This is a genomic window from uncultured Tateyamaria sp., from assembly GCF_947488715.1.
In the GTDB taxonomy this organism is placed as follows: domain Bacteria; phylum Pseudomonadota; class Alphaproteobacteria; order Rhodobacterales; family Rhodobacteraceae; genus Tateyamaria.
The window spans coordinates 157,215-172,534 of sequence record NZ_CANLAG010000007.1 but is presented as its reverse complement, the minus strand read 5'-3'; the positions used below and the strand labels follow the sequence as shown (position 1 = coordinate 172,534).

Below are 15,320 nucleotides of genomic sequence, written 5' to 3'. Positions count from 1 at the left end.
GGGCGCACGGACACGTGCGCTATTCCACAATAGCGTAAGGCGCGCCCGATCAGGGCGCGCCTTTCCTTTTGGTCACAGCTTGGTGGCAGGCGGTGATTAGCCCGCTTTTTCCTCGACATCGGCGGCCAGCGCTTCCGCACGCGCGGCCAATTCGGCCAGCGTGTCCGTTACCGCCTCCGGCACCACAGGCACCTCGATCCGCTCCGGCTCTGGCGCGCCCATGGTGCGCAGCCCTTCCAGTTCCGCCTCGCGCTCGGCCAATTGGGCCTGCACCTCGGAAATCTTGTCCTCGACGCTTGCCGTCTTGTCGGCCAGCATCAGCCCGGCCATCAGCAGCATCCGCGCCTCGGGCATACGCCCGGCCTGATCGGCCAGCACCTGTGCTTCGTCGTCCAGCATCTTGGCCGCCGCGTGCAGATAACTTTCCTCGCCCGCCTGGCAGGCCACGGCGAATTGCCGCCCACCGATGTTCACGGTCACTTCGGGCATCAGGCCTCCTCCTCTTCTTCGGGCGCGTCCAGTTGATCCAGAAGCGGCGTCAGCGCGCCGATGATGCTGGAGGCTTCGGCGACGTCAGCAGCACGTGCCGCCCGCAACGCCTCCAGTTCGGCCATCATTGCCTTGTTGATCAGGTGCGGCTCGCCCACGCCTTCTTCGTTGGCACTGCGCAGGGCCGCGTTCGACGCGCGCAGTTGTTCGTTGGCCTGGCGGAGCCGTTGCAATTCGAGATCCAGATCGGCCACGCGGGATTGCGCGGCGTCCGCCTGGGCCTTGGCCTCTGCGGCGGCGCTTTCCTGCCGCTCTGACAGTTTGCGCACCCGTTCAGACAGTTGCGCATTGGCCAGTTTCTCGTCCTCCAGTGCCGCTTCGAGTGTCGTCACGTCTGCGCCGCCCGATGCTTCCATCGTGCCCAGACCGGTTGCAATCCGGTCCATGGCCGCTGTCAGCCGCTGTTGAAGGGTGTCTAAGTCGCTCATCCCCGTGCCTGTCCCCTTGCTGTGGACCGATCCGACGGACCTGTCCGTGTCCTGTTTTTGACCCGAGGCCCGCGAATCGTTTGCCGGCCCGGATGGTCCTTAGTCTAGCCAATGCCCGCGCCAAATGCGCCCCCCTTTGCGATCAACCACTTGCACGGCGGCATTGAAGTGCCGGGACATCACGGGTGCCGCCGGGCTTGCGCGCAGACATGCAGATCGCCTTGATCTTTGGGGTTTGGCTGGTATTGAGCCTGAAACCCATTTGCCCAGAGGACAACGCCCCGTGGATCTGACCGCCCTTCGCACCGCCCATCCCGAACACTGGTCCAAGGCGACCGCCATTCGCGCCCTGACCCTGGACGCCGTCGCTGCGGCGAATTCCGGGCACTCCGGCATGCCGATGGGGATGGCGGATGTGGCCACTGTCCTGTTTGAAAAGCACCTGAAGTTTGACGCATCTGCACCCAACTGGCCCGACCGGGACCGGTTCATCCTGTCGGCGGGTCACGGGTCGATGCTGCTCTATTCGCTGCTGCACCTGACCGGCTACGAAGACATGACGCTGCAACAGATCAAGGATTTCCGCCAGTGGGGCGCGATCACGGCGGGTCACCCTGAATACGGCCATGCCGGTGGGATCGAGACCACAACAGGCCCGCTGGGCCAGGGCATCGCAAACTCGGTCGGCTTCGCCATGGCCGAAGAGATCATGCGCGCGCACTACGGCAAGAAGGTTGTGGACCACTATACTTATGTCATCGCGGGCGACGGTTGTTTGATGGAAGGCGTCAGCCAGGAGGCCATCACGCTCGCGGGACGTCATCAGCTGTCCAAGCTGATCGTGTTCTGGGACAACAACAACATCACCATTGACGGTCCCGTGACCCTGTCCGACACCACCGACCAGCCGCAGCGCTTCAAATCCGCAGGCTGGGCCGTGATCGAGATCGACGGCCATGACCCCGAGGCCATTGATGCGGCCATCACCAAGGCCAAGAGCCAGGGCAAGCCCACAATGATCGCTTGCAAGACGCACATCGCCCTGGGCCACGCAGCACAGGATACGTCCAAGGGCCACGGCGCGCTGACGGATGCCAACCAGATGGCGGCGGCCAAAGCCGCTTATGGCTGGACCACCGGCCCGTTCGATGTGCCGGCTGATGTCAAATCAGCGTGGGAAGCCATCGGCGCACGCGGCGCTGCGGCCCGCGCGGAATGGGAGGCCCGCTTTGCCGGTCTGTCGTCGAACAAGCAGAACCAGTTCAACCGCGTCATCGCCCGCGACGTGCCCAAGAAACTGTCTGCCACCGTCAAGGCGTTCAAAAAGCAGATGTCGGAAAGCGCGCCCAAACTGGCGACACGCGCCGCATCCGAAAAGGCGCTGGAGGTGATCAACCCGGTTATGCCAGAGACCGTGGGTGGATCGGCAGACCTCACCGGATCCAACAACACCAAGACCGGCGATCTGGGTGTCTTTGACACCGACAATCGCGGCGGGCGTTACGTCTATTGGGGTGTGCGTGAACATGGCATGTCTTCGGCGATGAACGGCATAGCGCTGCACGGGGGCATCCGCCCCTACGGCGGCACGTTCATGTGTTTCACCGACTATGCGCGCCCCGCGATGCGTCTGGCCGCCCTGATGAAGATCCCCACCGTGTTCGTCATGACCCATGACAGCATCGGCCTAGGCGAAGACGGCCCGACCCACCAGCCGGTCGAACATCTGGCGATCAGCCGCGCGACACCCAACACGATGGTGTTCCGCCCCGCCGACGCTGTAGAAACCGCCGAAAGCTGGGAACTGGCGCTGTCGGCCACCGAAACGCCATCTGTTCTGTCGCTGACCCGTCAGGGCCTGCCCACCGTGCGGACCGAGCACAAGCTGAAGAACCTGACAGCCCAGGGTGCCTATGTGCTGGCGGACGCCGAAGGCAAACGCCAGGTCATCCTGATCGCATCCGGGTCCGAAGTGTCCATCGCGATGGAAGCCCGCGCCAAGCTGCAAGAGGCCGGGATCGGGTGCCGTGTGGTGTCCATGCCCTGCATGGAGCTGTTTGCGCAGCAGGATGAAAGCTATCGCCGCAAGGTGCTGCCTGCGGGTCCTGTGCGGATCGGCATCGAAGCGGCCATGCGCCAGGGTTGGGATCGGTGGTTGCTGGGTGAGCGCGGCAAGTCCAACAAGGCCGATTTCGTCGGCATGGATGACTTTGGCGCCTCGGCCCCTGCGAATGTGCTGTTCGAGAAATTCGGCATCACAACCGACGCAGTGGTCGAAAAGGCCAAGGCGCTGCTGTAACCGGCCCACATCCGGGCCTCCGCCACGCGGGGGCCCATCCAACCGGGACAGCAGAAATGACCGACATCCCCGACGCATCCTCCCGGTTTCAGGACAGCCTGCCGGTTTCGTCAGACGCGCTGATGCAGCAGTTGACGGATTGGGGCATTGCATTCTCGCGGCACGATCACATCCCCCTGCGCACGGTTGAGGAATCCAAGACCGTGCAGGACATGTTCCTGCCGACCGAGGCAGGCGGCGGGCATATCAAGAACCTTTATTTGCGCGACAACAAGAAGCGCAACGTGCTGCTGGTCGCCGAACAGGACCAGCAGATCGACCTCAAGACCCTGAACAAGACGCTTGGCACAGGCCGGTTGTCGTTCGGATCGGCAGAGCGGCTGATGGAACATCTGGGCGTGCGGCCCGGCGCTGTGACGCCGCTTGCGATGATCAACGGCGCAAAGACCGGCGTGCAACTGTTCATGGATGCAGGCCTGCGCGACTGTGCGCAAATCTACCCGCACCCGCTGGTCAACGACCGCACGCTTGGCATGACTGTCCCGGCGCTCGAAGCGTTTTTTGAACAGATCGGCGTGTCACCCACCTGGGTGACACTCTAGACACTGCTGCGGATCAGATGGCCTTGGGTGCCAATGCCCGCCAGATCGGCGTGATCACCTTTTCCCCGATGGGGATCAGGACAAAGCCGAGGGCCAGACCAAGGATGCCGTTCATCGCGGCCTTGGCAAACCATTTGACCACACCGGACGCATCCCCCACCGCTGCGCTGATGGACTTGGCAATGCCGTAGATCACGTTTTCAGGGCCGTGCCAGCCCAATTGGGCCGCGCCGTGAACGATGATCTCACCACCCACCCACAGCATCGCCGCAGTCCCGACAATCATCAGCAGTTTCATAAAGCCCGGCATCACGGCAACAATCCCCCGCCCAATCGCGCGCGTCAGACCCAACCGTGCGCGTGCCATGGCAAGGCCCACATCATCCGCTTTGACGATGATGGCGACGGAGCCGTAGACGGCGACGGTGATCATGATGGCGACAGTGGCTAATGTAGCGGCTTCCATCCAGAAGTTGCTTTCCGGGATGGCGGCGAGGGAAATCGTCATGATTTCGGCCGACAGGATAAAATCAGTTTTGATCGCGCCCTTGGCTTTTTGCTCTTCGAGGTGCGCAGGGTCTTCGACGGTGTCGGCCTTGCCTTCGTAATCCTCGTGACCGTGCCCCCACCCCAGAACATGCGCGACCTTTTCTGCGCCTTCGAAACACAGGTAGGAGCCGCCCAACATCAGAAGCGGCGGGATCGCCCAAGGCGCAAAAGCCGAGAGCGCAAGCCCGGCAGGGAGCAGGTAGACCAGTTTGTTGATCATGGAGCCGCGCGCGATACGCCAGATGATCGGCAATTCGCGGTCCGCAGAGAACCCCTGGACATATTTCGGCGTCACGGCGGCGTCGTCGATCACCGCGCCTGCTGCTTTGGACCCCGCTTTGGCCGCCTGCCCGATCACGTCATCGACCGATGCCGCCGCCACTTTGGCGATTCCCGCCACGTCATCCAGCAATGCCAAAAGTCCGCTCATTCCGCCGTCTCCCTGTTGCGCGCCTTACGTTAGCGCATAACACCTTGTGTTGGTTCCGCATACTGTTAGCGCCAACTGTATACCGTTTGCCACGTTTATCGCTAACACTTTGTTTTTCCGCGCCTTTAAGGGTTCTCATGCCGCGGTGCGGCGGCTATCACGCCCGTGACACACAAGCTGCCGTTGCGGAAGGACCATCACCATGACAATCAAAGTTGGCATCAATGGGTTTGGGCGCATCGGACGCTGCACACTGAACCACATCGCCACATCCATGCGCAATGACATCGATGTGGTGGCGGTGAACGCCACGGGCCCGCTGGAAACCGCGGCGCATCTGATGAAATACGACAGCATCCATGGCCGTTTCCCGCACGAGATCACAGTGTCCAACAACACGATGGATCTGGGCCGTGGGCCGATCCGAATGATGTCGACCTATGACATGAACGAGCTGGACTGGGACGGCGTGGACGTGGTGCTGGAATGCACGGGCAAGTTCAACGACGGTGAAAAGGCCAACATCCATTTCGAACGTGGCGCCAAAAAGGTGCTGTTGTCTGCGCCCGGCAAAAACGTGGACAAGACGGTTGTGTTCGGCGTGAACGATGACCTGCTGGCGGCCAATGATCGGATGATCTCGAACGGGTCCTGCACCACGAACTGTCTGGCCCCGCTGGCCAAGGTTCTGGACGAGGCGATTGGCATCGAGCGCGGCGTGATGACCACGATCCACAGCTATACCGGTGACCAGCCCACGCTGGACCGCCGCCACGACGATCTCTACCGCGCGCGGTCGGCGGCCATGGCGATGATCCCCACATCCACTGGAGCGGCCAAGGCGCTCGGCGAGGTCCTGCCCAATCTGGCGGGCAAGCTGGACGGCACCGCGATGCGCGTACCCACGCCCAACGTGTCCGCCGTGGACCTCACATTCGAGGCGGGCCGCGATGTGACCAAGGAAGAGGTCAACGCCGCCGTGGCACAGGCCGTTCAGGGGCCGATTGGCCGCGTTCTGGCCTATGATGACGAACAGAAGGTCAGCATCGACTTTAACCACACTGAACATTCGTCGATCTTTGCACCCGATCAGACCAAGGTTGTCGGCAACCGGCTGGTGCGTGTTCTGGCATGGTACGACAATGAATGGGCATTTTCCGCACGTATGGCCGATGTGGCCGTGGCGATGGGCCGCCTCGGCTGATCAGGCACGCGGACTTGCAAGGATCGGGCGGGGCTGTCACAACGGCCCTGCCCTTTTTGCATTCAGGCCCATCCGATCCATGACCAACAGCAACGCGATCTTTCTTGGCCTTTTGATCATCGGCGCGATCACGGTGGACGTCATGCTGTACGGGTCCGAACACCTGGTGTTTCTGGGCAAAAAATTCGCCGAACTACTCGAATGGATCGCATTCTGGCGATAGGTCGCACTGTGTTGTGCACCCTGCCCGGTTGACAATCCGTCTCGCATGCCTTTGTTAGCGGTAACGGCGCGGGGTATTCTGACCCCGTTGCTTCAGACTGTATTCTGACGCCAGACATGGGGGATACCATGGCCATCAAAGTTGCAATCAATGGATTTGGCCGCATCGGTCGTAACGTGCTGCGTGCGATTGTGGAAAGCGGACGCACAGATATCGAAGTCGTTGCCATCAACGACCTGGGACCGGTCGAGACCAACGCCCACCTGCTGCAATATGACAGTGTGCATGGCCGGTTCCCGGTGCAGGTCAAAACATCCGCCGACAGCATCGACGTGGGCCACGGCCCCATCAAAGTGACGGCAGAGCGCAACCCGGCTGACCTGCCTTGGGCGCATGTGGACATCGTGCTGGAATGCACGGGCATCTTTACGTCCAAGGACGCGTGCCAGGCGCATCTCGAGAACGGGTCGAGCCGGGTACTGATTTCCGCCCCCGGCAAAGATGCGGACAAAACCATCGTCTACGGCGTGAACCACGACACCCTGTCCGGGGATGACGTGGTGGTGTCGAACGCGTCCTGCACCACCAACTGCCTGACGCCCGTGGCCAAGGTGCTGCACGACCAGTTCGGCATCAAGCGTGGGTTCATGACCACCGTGCACAGCTATACCGGCGACCAACCGACGCTGGACACGATGCACAAGGACCTCTACCGCGCCCGCGCGGCGGCCCTGTCGATGATCCCCACCTCCACCGGTGCTGCCAAGGCCGTGGGTCTGGTGATGCCCGAGCTGAACGGCAAGCTGGACGGCGTGGCTATCCGCGTGCCCACGCCCAACGTGTCTTGCGTGGACCTGACTGTCGAAGTGGACGGTGACGTGACCATCGAGCAGATCAACGCCGCGATGTCCGCCGCTGCAGCCTCCGGCCCCCTCAAGGGTGTGCTCGGTGTGACCGACGCGAAACTGGTGTCGATGGATTTCAACCACGACCCACATTCGTCGATCTTTGCCACCGACCAGACCAAGGTGATGGACGGCAACATGGTGCGTATCCTCAGCTGGTACGACAACGAATGGGGTTTCTCGAACCGCATGGGTGACACGGCCGTCGAGATGGGCAAGTACCTGTAATCCCCGCACAATCGAACACGGAAAAGGGCGTCCAAACGGACGCCCTTTTTTTGGTCTGGATCGAGGGTTCCTGCGTTACCCGATGACGATCTGGCCTGTCATATGGGGATGGAACACGCAGAAATAGGTGGTTTCCATGTCTTGCGTGACCACAATCTCTGCCGCCTGAGAGTTCCCGATTTCGCCCGTATCCCACCCGAACGCGTCTGCCGTCGCCGTATGGGGCGCCAGGTCGTCATTGACCCAGCGGATGGTATCTCCCACCTGCACCTCAATGCGCTCCGGCACAAAGACAAAGCTGGTGATGCGCACCACATGCGTTACGGGATTGGCGGCATAGGCGATGCCCGCGCTGGAAGCGGCTGCCGCAGCAGCCGCTCCCGTCAAGACGGCACGCCGTGTCTTCAACGGACCCATCAGTGGTCGTGGTCCAGGCCTTTTACCATCGCCTCGGCGTGTTTCTCATGGGCCTTGAAGATCTCAAGCCCTTGCTCGAAGAGCGCTTTGACTTCGGCATTGTCGATGTTGGGGATCATGGTGCCTTCGACCAATGCGTTGACCTCTTTGTGGTAGGCCAGTTCGTTCTCGGCGTAGGCCATGTCGAACGCGTCGCCTTCCAGCTTGACGAAGTCGGCCACGATCTTGTCCGCACGCGCGTCCAGAGCCTGGCTGACTGCGTTGTCCTGTGCCGTTGCACCAAGCTTGTCCAGCAAACCCAGCGCCGCTTCGTTGACCGCTTCGTGGTCGCGGATCATGGTGCGGGCAAACTCGTGGATGTCCGGGTTCTTGGACAGCGCCAGCGCCAGATGCGCATAGCGGATGTCGATGTTGTCGGCTGTATAGGCGATATGGGCAAACTCCAGATCGTTCATGGCAGCGATGTCTTGGGCCTGGGCTTGCGCGCCGACCATTGCCGCGGCAAATGCCAGCGCAGAGATGATTTTCTTCATGAGGGGTCCTCCGGGTTAAGGTTGTGTGCCCCCTAACTAGTGGCGGCATACCCCCCTCGCCCATGTCACAGCGTTCGCGAGTCAATGCCGATCGTTCAATCCGTTGAACGGTCAGGCCCCGGCACGGTTCAGGCCGCGCGCTGGCAATCAGCAGAGCAATGATCTCTGCACCTATGCGTTATGCTTGGATGGTGAAATAGGTTTGCCCGTGGGTCAGAAGACGTTAGCCAAACCGCTCTCTCAACGCGTCATTCACCAGCGGTGTCACGAATTTGCTGACGTCCCCGCCGAGGCGCGCGATTTCCTTGACCAGCTTGGAGGCAATCGCCTGATGTTCGGCCTCAGCCATCAAAAACACTGTTTCGATGCTGTTGTCCAATTGGCGGTTCATACCGACCATCTGATATTCATACTCAAAATCCGCGACAGCCCGCAGGCCGCGGATGATGGTCTGAGCGCCGACGTCGCGGGCGCAGTCGATCAGGAGGTTTTCAAACGGGTGTGCGACAATCTCGGTGCCGGTCTGCTCACTGAGCTTGGCGCACTCCGCCTCGATCATGGCGACGCGGTCCTCTAGCGGGAACAACGGCCCCTTGTCGCGGTTGATGGCGACGCCGATGACCAGACGGTCGACCATGGGGCTGGCCCGGCGGATGATGTCGATATGACCCAAGGTGATCGGGTCAAAGGTGCCGGGGTAAAGGCCGATGCGCATGGGCGGCTCCGTCAGTCGTCGTTTCCGCACTGCATCATTTCACGGCGCTGAATGCAAGCGCGGTCAGTGGCCCATGATCATGCCTTGCAGCGCGTCCTTTTCCATCGCCAGTTCGGCGAGGCGCGCCTTGACCACGTCACCGAGCGTGATCAGCCCAACCAACTGGCCGTCCTCGAGCACAGGCATGTGGCGAAACCGACCATCCGTCATCTTTTGCAGCACCGCGTCCGCACTGTCGTCACGCCCGCATGTGACAAGTTTGACGGTCATGAAGCTGTCCACCGGGTCGGACAGAATCGCCCCACCCCGTTTGGCCAGCACGCGCACGATGTCACGCTCGGACAGGATGCCGTCCGCGGTCACACCGTCGCTGGATATGACGACTGTCCCGATTTTGCGTTCGGCCAGGATGCGCGCGGCCTCTGACACTTTCGTGCCGGGCGGGACGGTCACAACCGCATCATCGGATTTCGCCTTGAGAATCTGGTGGACAAGCATGGTCTGGGTCCTCGCGCTGACATTTCCGTGACCCCAGCGTCAGGTGCGAAGCGGGTCCGTGTCAAGTCTGGACACAGCCGATGGTTGAATGTAGGCGTGTCGTTTGCAGGGTAAACGCGTCGGGCGTTTCTCATGTGATAGATCAGAAACCACCCTCAGTGCATTGTTTTTAATTTACTTTGCCTTCTAGCCTGCTGACTTCAGCCTTGATCCCATGGGACAGCAAGTCGGCAATTCTTTGCAGTCGGCTGTGTTCCTGATCTGCGGCGTGCCGGATCAAGTAGAAGCTGCGCGTGAGTGAAAACGCATCCGTCAGGACTCGCTGCACCCCCGGCGCGGCGTCGAGCGCAAAGTCATGGACCACGCCAATGCCTGCTCCCTGTCGTAGGATGTTCAACTGTACCGCAACCGAGTTTGACGCCAGCGCCACGCGGGCCACACCGACATCCGCCAGATAGTCCAGTTCCTGATCAAAGATCATGTCGGGGATATAGCCGACAATCTGGTGGTCCCTGAGGTCTTCCAGCCTGCGGATCGGCGCAGTGGACTGTAGATACCGGTCACTCGCGGCAAAGTGCAGCCGGTAGTCCGTGATGCGCTGAACGGTTAACCGCCCTGCTGTTGGCGCACTGACCGCGATGGCAAAGTCGGCCTCGCGGCGCGACAGGTTGACGACACGCGGCAAGGCGACGATCTGAATGTCGAGCGCGGGATGTTGATCCACAATGGCGGCGCAGACCTGCGGCAGGATGTAATTGGCGCAGCCGTCGGGCGCTCCTATCCGCACCTGACCGCTGAGGGCGGCGGAATGCGGCCCCTGATCTGATTGGCGCAAGGCCGACAGCCCATCGGCAGCCCCACGCATTGCCGCTTCGGCGGCCTCGGCGCTCGCCAGCAACCGCTCGCCCGCCATTGTAACGGAATAGCCCTGGGGGGATTTCACAAACAGGGCAGCGCCAAGGTCGCGTTCCAGACGCGCGACGCGACGCCCGAGGGTTGCCGCGTCCAGACGTACTGCTTTGCTGGCGCCTGACAGCGTTTCGGCTCGCGCAACAGCCAGAAACAGGCGCATGTCATCCCAGTGCATCGTGGTGTCACCCTCTCTGTATTTTGCATTTTTGCATTACTATTTTGCCCAGTTGCCTCTTTTACCCTCTATTTTGCAAGACTATCCTGCCGCTCAAACCGGACATGACCCGGACCCATTTTGCTGGCGCGCAGGCGCAGGAGGACACATGCAAGAGCTTTCTCACTATATTGGCGGCGCCCACGTGGCTGGAACGTCCGGACGGTTTGCCGACGTGATGAACCCGGCCACCGGTGAGGTGCAGGCCAAGGTGCCGCTGGCATCGACCGAAGAAGTCGCGCACGCCGTCGAAGTGGCAGCTCAGGCACAGCCCGCATGGGCGGCTGTCAACCCACAGCGCCGCGCGCGCGTGATGATGAAGTTTGTCACCCTGCTGAACCGCGACATGGACAAGCTGGCCGAGGCGCTGAGCCGCGAGCACGGCAAGACGCTGCCGGATGCGGCGGGTGACGTGCAGCGCGGGCTGGAAGTGGTCGAATACTGCATTGGCGCGCCCCACCTGCTGAAAGGCGAGTACACCGACAGCGCCGGCCCCGGCATCGACATGTATTCCATGCGCCAGGCGCTTGGGGTCACGGCAGGCATCACACCCTTCAACTTTCCGGCCATGATCCCGATGTGGATGTTTGCGCCCGCCATTGCGTGCGGCAACGCCTTCATCCTCAAACCCTCCGAACGTGATCCGTCTGTGCCGCTGATGCTGGCCGAACTGATGGAAGAAGCGGGCCTGCCCAAGGGCATCCTGCAAGTCGTGAACGGCGACAAGGAAGCGGTAGATGCGATCCTGCACGACGATGTGATCCAGTCCATCGGCTTTGTCGGGTCGACACCGATTGCGGAATACATCTATGCCACCGGCTGTGCCAACGGCAAACGCGTGCAGTGTTTCGGTGGTGCCAAGAACCACATGATCGTGATGCCCGACGCGGATATGGATCAGGCGGCAGACGCCCTTGTCGGCGCAGGATACGGTGCCGCAGGGGAGCGTTGCATGGCCATTTCGGTGGCCGTACCCGTGGGAGATGAAACCGCAGACCGCCTGATTGAAAAGCTGGTGCCGCGCATCGAAAAACTGAAGGTTGGCCCCTACACTGCGGGCAAGGATGTCGACTATGGCCCCGTTGTGACCGGCGCGGCCAAGGCCAACATCGAACGTCTGGTACAAACCGGTATCGACCAAGGTGCCGAGTTGGTCGTCGACGGGCGCGATTTCAAATTGCAGGGCTATGAGGACGGCTATTTCGTCGGGCCACACCTCTTTGACCGCGCGACCAAGGACATGGACATCTACAAGCAAGAGATTTTTGGCCCCGTGCTGACCACTGTGCGCGCCCAGTCTTACGAAGAGGCGATTGGCCTTGCCATGGACCATGAATATGGCAACGGCACTGCGATCTTTACCCGCGATGGCGACACGGCGCGTGACTTTGCCAACCGGATCAACGTTGGCATGGTGGGTATCAACGTGCCGATCCCGGTGCCGCTGGCCTATCACACCTTTGGCGGCTGGAAGAAATCAGTGTTTGGCGACCTGAACCAACACGGCCCGGACGCGTTCAAATTCTATACGCGCACCAAAACAGTGACGGCGCGCTGGCCGTCTGGCATTAAGGAAGGTGGAGAGTTCTCGATTCCCGTAATGGAGTGATATGCCAGTCATCTTCCGCATATTTCCGGATCGCGGTCTGGTTGTCGTTCGGTATTCAGGCCTGGCGGCCATCGACGATACGATGGCCGCGACCCAAGCCTATACCGCGCACCCGCACTATGCGCCCGGTCAAAAGCAGCTCGTGGACCTGAGTGGGGTCACGGGCTACGAAAAAGACTATGTCCGGTTCATGATGATGCAGGCAAGCAAGGCCGGAAGATTTGCGAATGCGGGCATTCAGTCGCTGGTTGTGTATATCGCACCGACCCCGATCGCCCAGGAAATGAGCGCGCTGTTCATCCGGTCTTGGGATGATGTGGATGCGGTTGTTCCTATGGTTCAGCATTCGGAATCCGAGGCGCTGGCGCTGTTGGGACAGCCCGAAACCACCGTCGATGCGCTTCTGACCCCCGCGGACGGACGTGCCTTGCAATAATCTGGCAAACATCAGAATTTAACGTATGTTCAATTCGGACGAACATGCGGAGGGAACACCATGGATTTTGCCCTGACCGAGGAACAAACCGCCATTTTCGATATGGCATACGCTTTTGGCCAATCAGACATCGCGCCCTATGCCCGACAGTGGGAGGCCGATGGCACCATCCCCAAGGATTTGTGGCCCAAGGTCGGCGCGCTGGGGTTTGCATCGCTCTATGTGTCTGAAGACGCCGGTGGATCGGGGTTGTCGCGTCTGGACGCCACGCTGGTGTTCGAAGCCCTGTCGATGGCTTGCCCGTCTGTGGCGGCCTTCCTGTCGATCCACAATATGTGTGCCAAGATGCTGGACAGCTTTGGCGATAACGCGCTGAAGGCGCGCGTGATGCCCGGTGTGCTGAGTATGGAGACTGTGCTCAGCTATTGTTTGACCGAACCCGGATCGGGGTCCGATGCCGCCGCCCTGCGCACCCGTGCGGAGCGCACAAACGAAGGCTACACCCTGAACGGAACCAAGGCGTTCATCTCGGGTGGTGGCTATTCCGATGCGTATGTTTGCATGGTCCGCACCGGTGAGGATGGTGCCAAAGGGGTGTCGACCGTCTATGTCGAAGACGGTACTGACGGGCTGTCTTTTGGCGGGTTGGAAGACAAGATGGGCTGGCGCAGCCAACCTACGGCGCAAGTACAGTTTGACAATTGCGACATTCCAAGCGGCAATTTAGTGGGTGAAGAGGGACAGGGTTTCAAATATGCGATGATGGGGCTGGATGGCGGCCGTTTGAACATCGCCGCCTGTTCCTTGGGTGCCGCACAGACCGCACTGAGCACGACACTGGATTACATGGGCGAGCGCAAGGCGTTCGGCCAGCCCATCGACCAGTTCCAGGGGCTGCAATTTCGGCTCGCCGATATGGAGATCGAGCTGCAAGCCGCGCGCACCTTCCTGCGGCAGGCGGCGTGGAAGCTGGACAACGGCGCGCCGGACGCGACCAAGTTCTGCGCCATGGCCAAGAAGTTTGTGACCGAAGCCGGATCGAAGGTCGTAGACCAGTGCCTGCAACTGCACGGCGGCTATGGGTACTTGGCCGATTACGGGATCGAGAAACTGGTGCGGGATTTGCGCGTGCACCAGATTTTGGAAGGCACAAACGAGATCATGCGGGTCATTGTGGCGCGAGAAATGTTGAAGAGCCGGTGATGCTGCTCAAATCAATTCACGATGCGGCATGGAACCACGAGGCTTGGGCTTTGGAAACTGGTCGCAATTGGCCCCGCATCAGTGCACTGCCAATCGGTTCACTCGCAGTATGGCCAGCCATCGCAATTGCAGCCTATCTCAATGTACATTCTGTTTTGACCTGGGCTGAATCTGGTGGCTGGCTTGATATCTTCCTATTGATTTCCAAGCTCTTGGTCTCTTTTTCGTTCATAGGTTGGCTCTTTATCGTCGCAGTCCCACGCACGATTGTGAGCTTACTGTACATCATCCGACTGACGGCCACCGGGCGTTCCTCGGGTGTTGACGCACGAATTGAATTCCTTGGAAGCAGCCGGCGGAAAAACTTGATATGACTGACATCTCTATCCGCGTCTCAGGCCGCGCGGGCCGGATCACCTTGCAACGGCCACATGCGCTGAATGCCATGACCTACGAGATGTGTCTCGCCATCGAAGGCGCATTGGACAGATGGGCCACAGACGATGCGGTGCAAGTTGTGGTTCTGGATGCCGAAGGCGACCGCGCCTTCTGCTCGGGCGGGGACATTGCTGAACTCTATGACACCGGCACCAAGGGCGATTATGCCTACGGCCAAAAATTCTGGGCCGACGAATACCGCCTGAACCACAAGATCTTTCACTATCCCAAGCCTGTCGTCAGCTTCCTGCAAGGGTTCACAATGGGTGGCGGCGTGGGCATCGGATGCCACGGGTCGCACCGGATCGTGGGCGACACGAGCCAGATTGCCATGCCCGAATGCGGCATCGGTCTGGTTCCGGATGTGGGCGGGTCGCTGATGCTGGCCCTCGCGCCGGGCCGGTTGGGTGAATACTTGGGCACCACGGCGGCGCGTATGAATGCAGGTGACGCCATTTTCGCGGGCTTTGCCGACCACTACATCGCCGAAGGACATTGGCCCGCCCTGATCGAAACGCTTGAGCAGACAGGCGATGTCGCCTGTGTCACGGACGCTGCAACCGCCCCTGCCCCCGGCCCCTTGCAAGACGCGATGCCCGACATTGACCGGCATTTCCACGGCGCGTCCCTGTCGGACATTCAAACGACCTTGCGCGCCGACGACAGTGACTTTGCCCGCGACACGCTGAAACGGATGGGGCGCAACAGCCCGCTGTCCATGGCTTGCGCGATTGAAACCCTGCACCGTTTGCGCGGCCCGTCCCTAACGCTGGAAAAGGCGTTGGACCTCGAATACCGCTTTACCGCCCGTGCGATGGAGCATGGCGATTTCCTCGAAGGGATCCGCGCCGCGATCATCGACAAGGACCGCAGCCCGAAATGGCAGTTTGCCGAAGGTGACGTGCCTGCCACTGCGATCAGCAAGATG

17 protein-coding genes and 1 pseudogene are annotated in these 15,320 nt (G+C 60.9%); 10 read left to right on the top strand and 8 right to left on the bottom strand.

The genetic code is table 11. The features are described from left to right. Window positions 1-96: 96 nt before the first annotated feature. The gene (locus tag Q0936_RS16355; RefSeq protein WP_299378250.1) at window positions 97-489 is read right to left on the bottom strand and encodes a cell division protein ZapA; all 393 of its coding nucleotides are present in this window, start codon (window positions 487-489) and stop codon (window positions 97-99) included. Next, window positions 489-977, bottom strand: coding sequence for a hypothetical protein (locus Q0936_RS16350; protein WP_299297553.1), 489 nt, complete (start codon window positions 975-977; stop codon window positions 489-491). The genes Q0936_RS16355 and Q0936_RS16350 overlap by 1 nt, the downstream gene beginning before the upstream one ends. Window positions 978-1,260: 283 nt before the next feature. Here Q0936_RS16350 and tkt point away from each other — a divergent pair, with 283 nt between their 5' ends. Next, on the top strand, window positions 1,261-3,276 hold the full coding sequence (gene tkt / locus Q0936_RS16345; protein WP_299297554.1) for a transketolase: 2,016 nt from the start codon (window positions 1,261-1,263) through the stop codon (window positions 3,274-3,276). A gap of 56 nt (window positions 3,277-3,332) precedes the next feature. After that, complete coding sequence (locus tag Q0936_RS16340) at window positions 3,333-3,878, top strand: prolyl-tRNA synthetase associated domain-containing protein (protein ID WP_299297555.1); 546 nt, start codon at window positions 3,333-3,335, stop codon at window positions 3,876-3,878. A gap of 13 nt (window positions 3,879-3,891) precedes the next feature. Here Q0936_RS16340 and Q0936_RS16335 read toward each other — a convergent pair whose 3' ends face one another. Further along, the gene (locus Q0936_RS16335) at window positions 3,892-4,857 is read right to left on the bottom strand and encodes a DUF808 domain-containing protein (protein WP_299297556.1); all 966 of its coding nucleotides are present in this window, start codon (window positions 4,855-4,857) and stop codon (window positions 3,892-3,894) included. A gap of 202 nt (window positions 4,858-5,059) precedes the next feature. Here Q0936_RS16335 and gap (Q0936_RS16330) point away from each other — a divergent pair, with 202 nt between their 5' ends. From gap (Q0936_RS16330) to gap (Q0936_RS16320), 3 genes are all read left to right on the top strand, one after another. Next, window positions 5,060-6,061 carry a type I glyceraldehyde-3-phosphate dehydrogenase gene (gap, locus tag Q0936_RS16330; RefSeq protein WP_299297557.1) on the top strand — a complete coding sequence of 334 codons (1,002 nt, stop codon included), beginning with the start codon at window positions 5,060-5,062 and terminating at the stop codon, window positions 6,059-6,061. 79 nt (window positions 6,062-6,140) lie between these two features. Next, window positions 6,141-6,284: a hypothetical protein gene (locus Q0936_RS16325; protein WP_299145114.1), complete on the top strand. Its 144-nt coding sequence runs from the start codon at window positions 6,141-6,143 to the stop codon at window positions 6,282-6,284. A 128-nt stretch (window positions 6,285-6,412) separates the two neighbouring features. Continuing rightward, window positions 6,413-7,417 (top strand): type I glyceraldehyde-3-phosphate dehydrogenase, encoded by a 1,005-nt coding sequence (gap, locus tag Q0936_RS16320; protein WP_299145112.1) that lies wholly within the window; start codon window positions 6,413-6,415, stop codon window positions 7,415-7,417. Between the two features lie 75 nt (window positions 7,418-7,492). Here gap (Q0936_RS16320) and Q0936_RS16315 read toward each other — a convergent pair whose 3' ends face one another. The 5 genes from Q0936_RS16315 to Q0936_RS16295 form a co-directional block, all read right to left on the bottom strand. Beyond that, complete coding sequence (locus Q0936_RS16315) at window positions 7,493-7,834, bottom strand: cupredoxin domain-containing protein (protein WP_299297558.1); 342 nt, start codon at window positions 7,832-7,834, stop codon at window positions 7,493-7,495. Further along, entirely contained in the window at window positions 7,834-8,367 is a 534-nt protein-coding gene (locus tag Q0936_RS16310; protein ID WP_299297559.1) for a DUF4142 domain-containing protein, read from the bottom strand. Before Q0936_RS16310 ends, Q0936_RS16315 begins: the two co-directional genes overlap by 1 nt. Window positions 8,368-8,590: 223 nt before the next feature. Then, complete coding sequence (coaD, locus tag Q0936_RS16305) at window positions 8,591-9,082, bottom strand: pantetheine-phosphate adenylyltransferase (RefSeq protein ID WP_299145105.1); 492 nt, start codon at window positions 9,080-9,082, stop codon at window positions 8,591-8,593. A gap of 63 nt (window positions 9,083-9,145) precedes the next feature. After that, the gene (locus tag Q0936_RS16300; RefSeq protein ID WP_299297560.1) at window positions 9,146-9,580 is read right to left on the bottom strand and encodes a CBS domain-containing protein; all 435 of its coding nucleotides are present in this window, start codon (window positions 9,578-9,580) and stop codon (window positions 9,146-9,148) included. A gap of 169 nt (window positions 9,581-9,749) precedes the next feature. Next, window positions 9,750-10,667 carry a LysR family transcriptional regulator gene (locus Q0936_RS16295; RefSeq protein WP_299297561.1) on the bottom strand — a complete coding sequence of 306 codons (918 nt, stop codon included), beginning with the start codon at window positions 10,665-10,667 and terminating at the stop codon, window positions 9,750-9,752. A 148-nt stretch (window positions 10,668-10,815) separates the two neighbouring features. Here Q0936_RS16295 and Q0936_RS16290 point away from each other — a divergent pair, with 148 nt between their 5' ends. The 5 genes and pseudogenes from Q0936_RS16290 to Q0936_RS20415 form a co-directional block, all read left to right on the top strand. Then, on the top strand, window positions 10,816-12,315 hold the full coding sequence (locus tag Q0936_RS16290; RefSeq protein ID WP_299297562.1) for a CoA-acylating methylmalonate-semialdehyde dehydrogenase: 1,500 nt from the start codon (window positions 10,816-10,818) through the stop codon (window positions 12,313-12,315). A 1-nt stretch (window position 12,316) separates the two neighbouring features. After that, on the top strand, window positions 12,317-12,751 hold the full coding sequence (locus tag Q0936_RS16285; RefSeq protein WP_299145095.1) for a hypothetical protein: 435 nt from the start codon (window positions 12,317-12,319) through the stop codon (window positions 12,749-12,751). 60 nt (window positions 12,752-12,811) lie between these two features. Further along, window positions 12,812-13,954, top strand: a complete 1,143-nt coding sequence (locus Q0936_RS16280; protein ID WP_299297563.1) for an acyl-CoA dehydrogenase family protein — start codon at window positions 12,812-12,814, stop codon at window positions 13,952-13,954. After that, window positions 13,954-14,328: a hypothetical protein gene (locus tag Q0936_RS16275; protein ID WP_299297564.1), complete on the top strand. Its 375-nt coding sequence runs from the start codon at window positions 13,954-13,956 to the stop codon at window positions 14,326-14,328. The genes Q0936_RS16280 and Q0936_RS16275 overlap by 1 nt, the downstream gene beginning before the upstream one ends. Further along, window positions 14,325-15,305 (top strand): annotated as a pseudogene (locus Q0936_RS20415) (enoyl-CoA hydratase/isomerase family protein); the annotation flags it as partial. The gene Q0936_RS16275 and the pseudogene Q0936_RS20415, both read left to right, overlap by 4 nt. Between the last annotated feature and the right edge of the window lie 15 nt (window positions 15,306-15,320).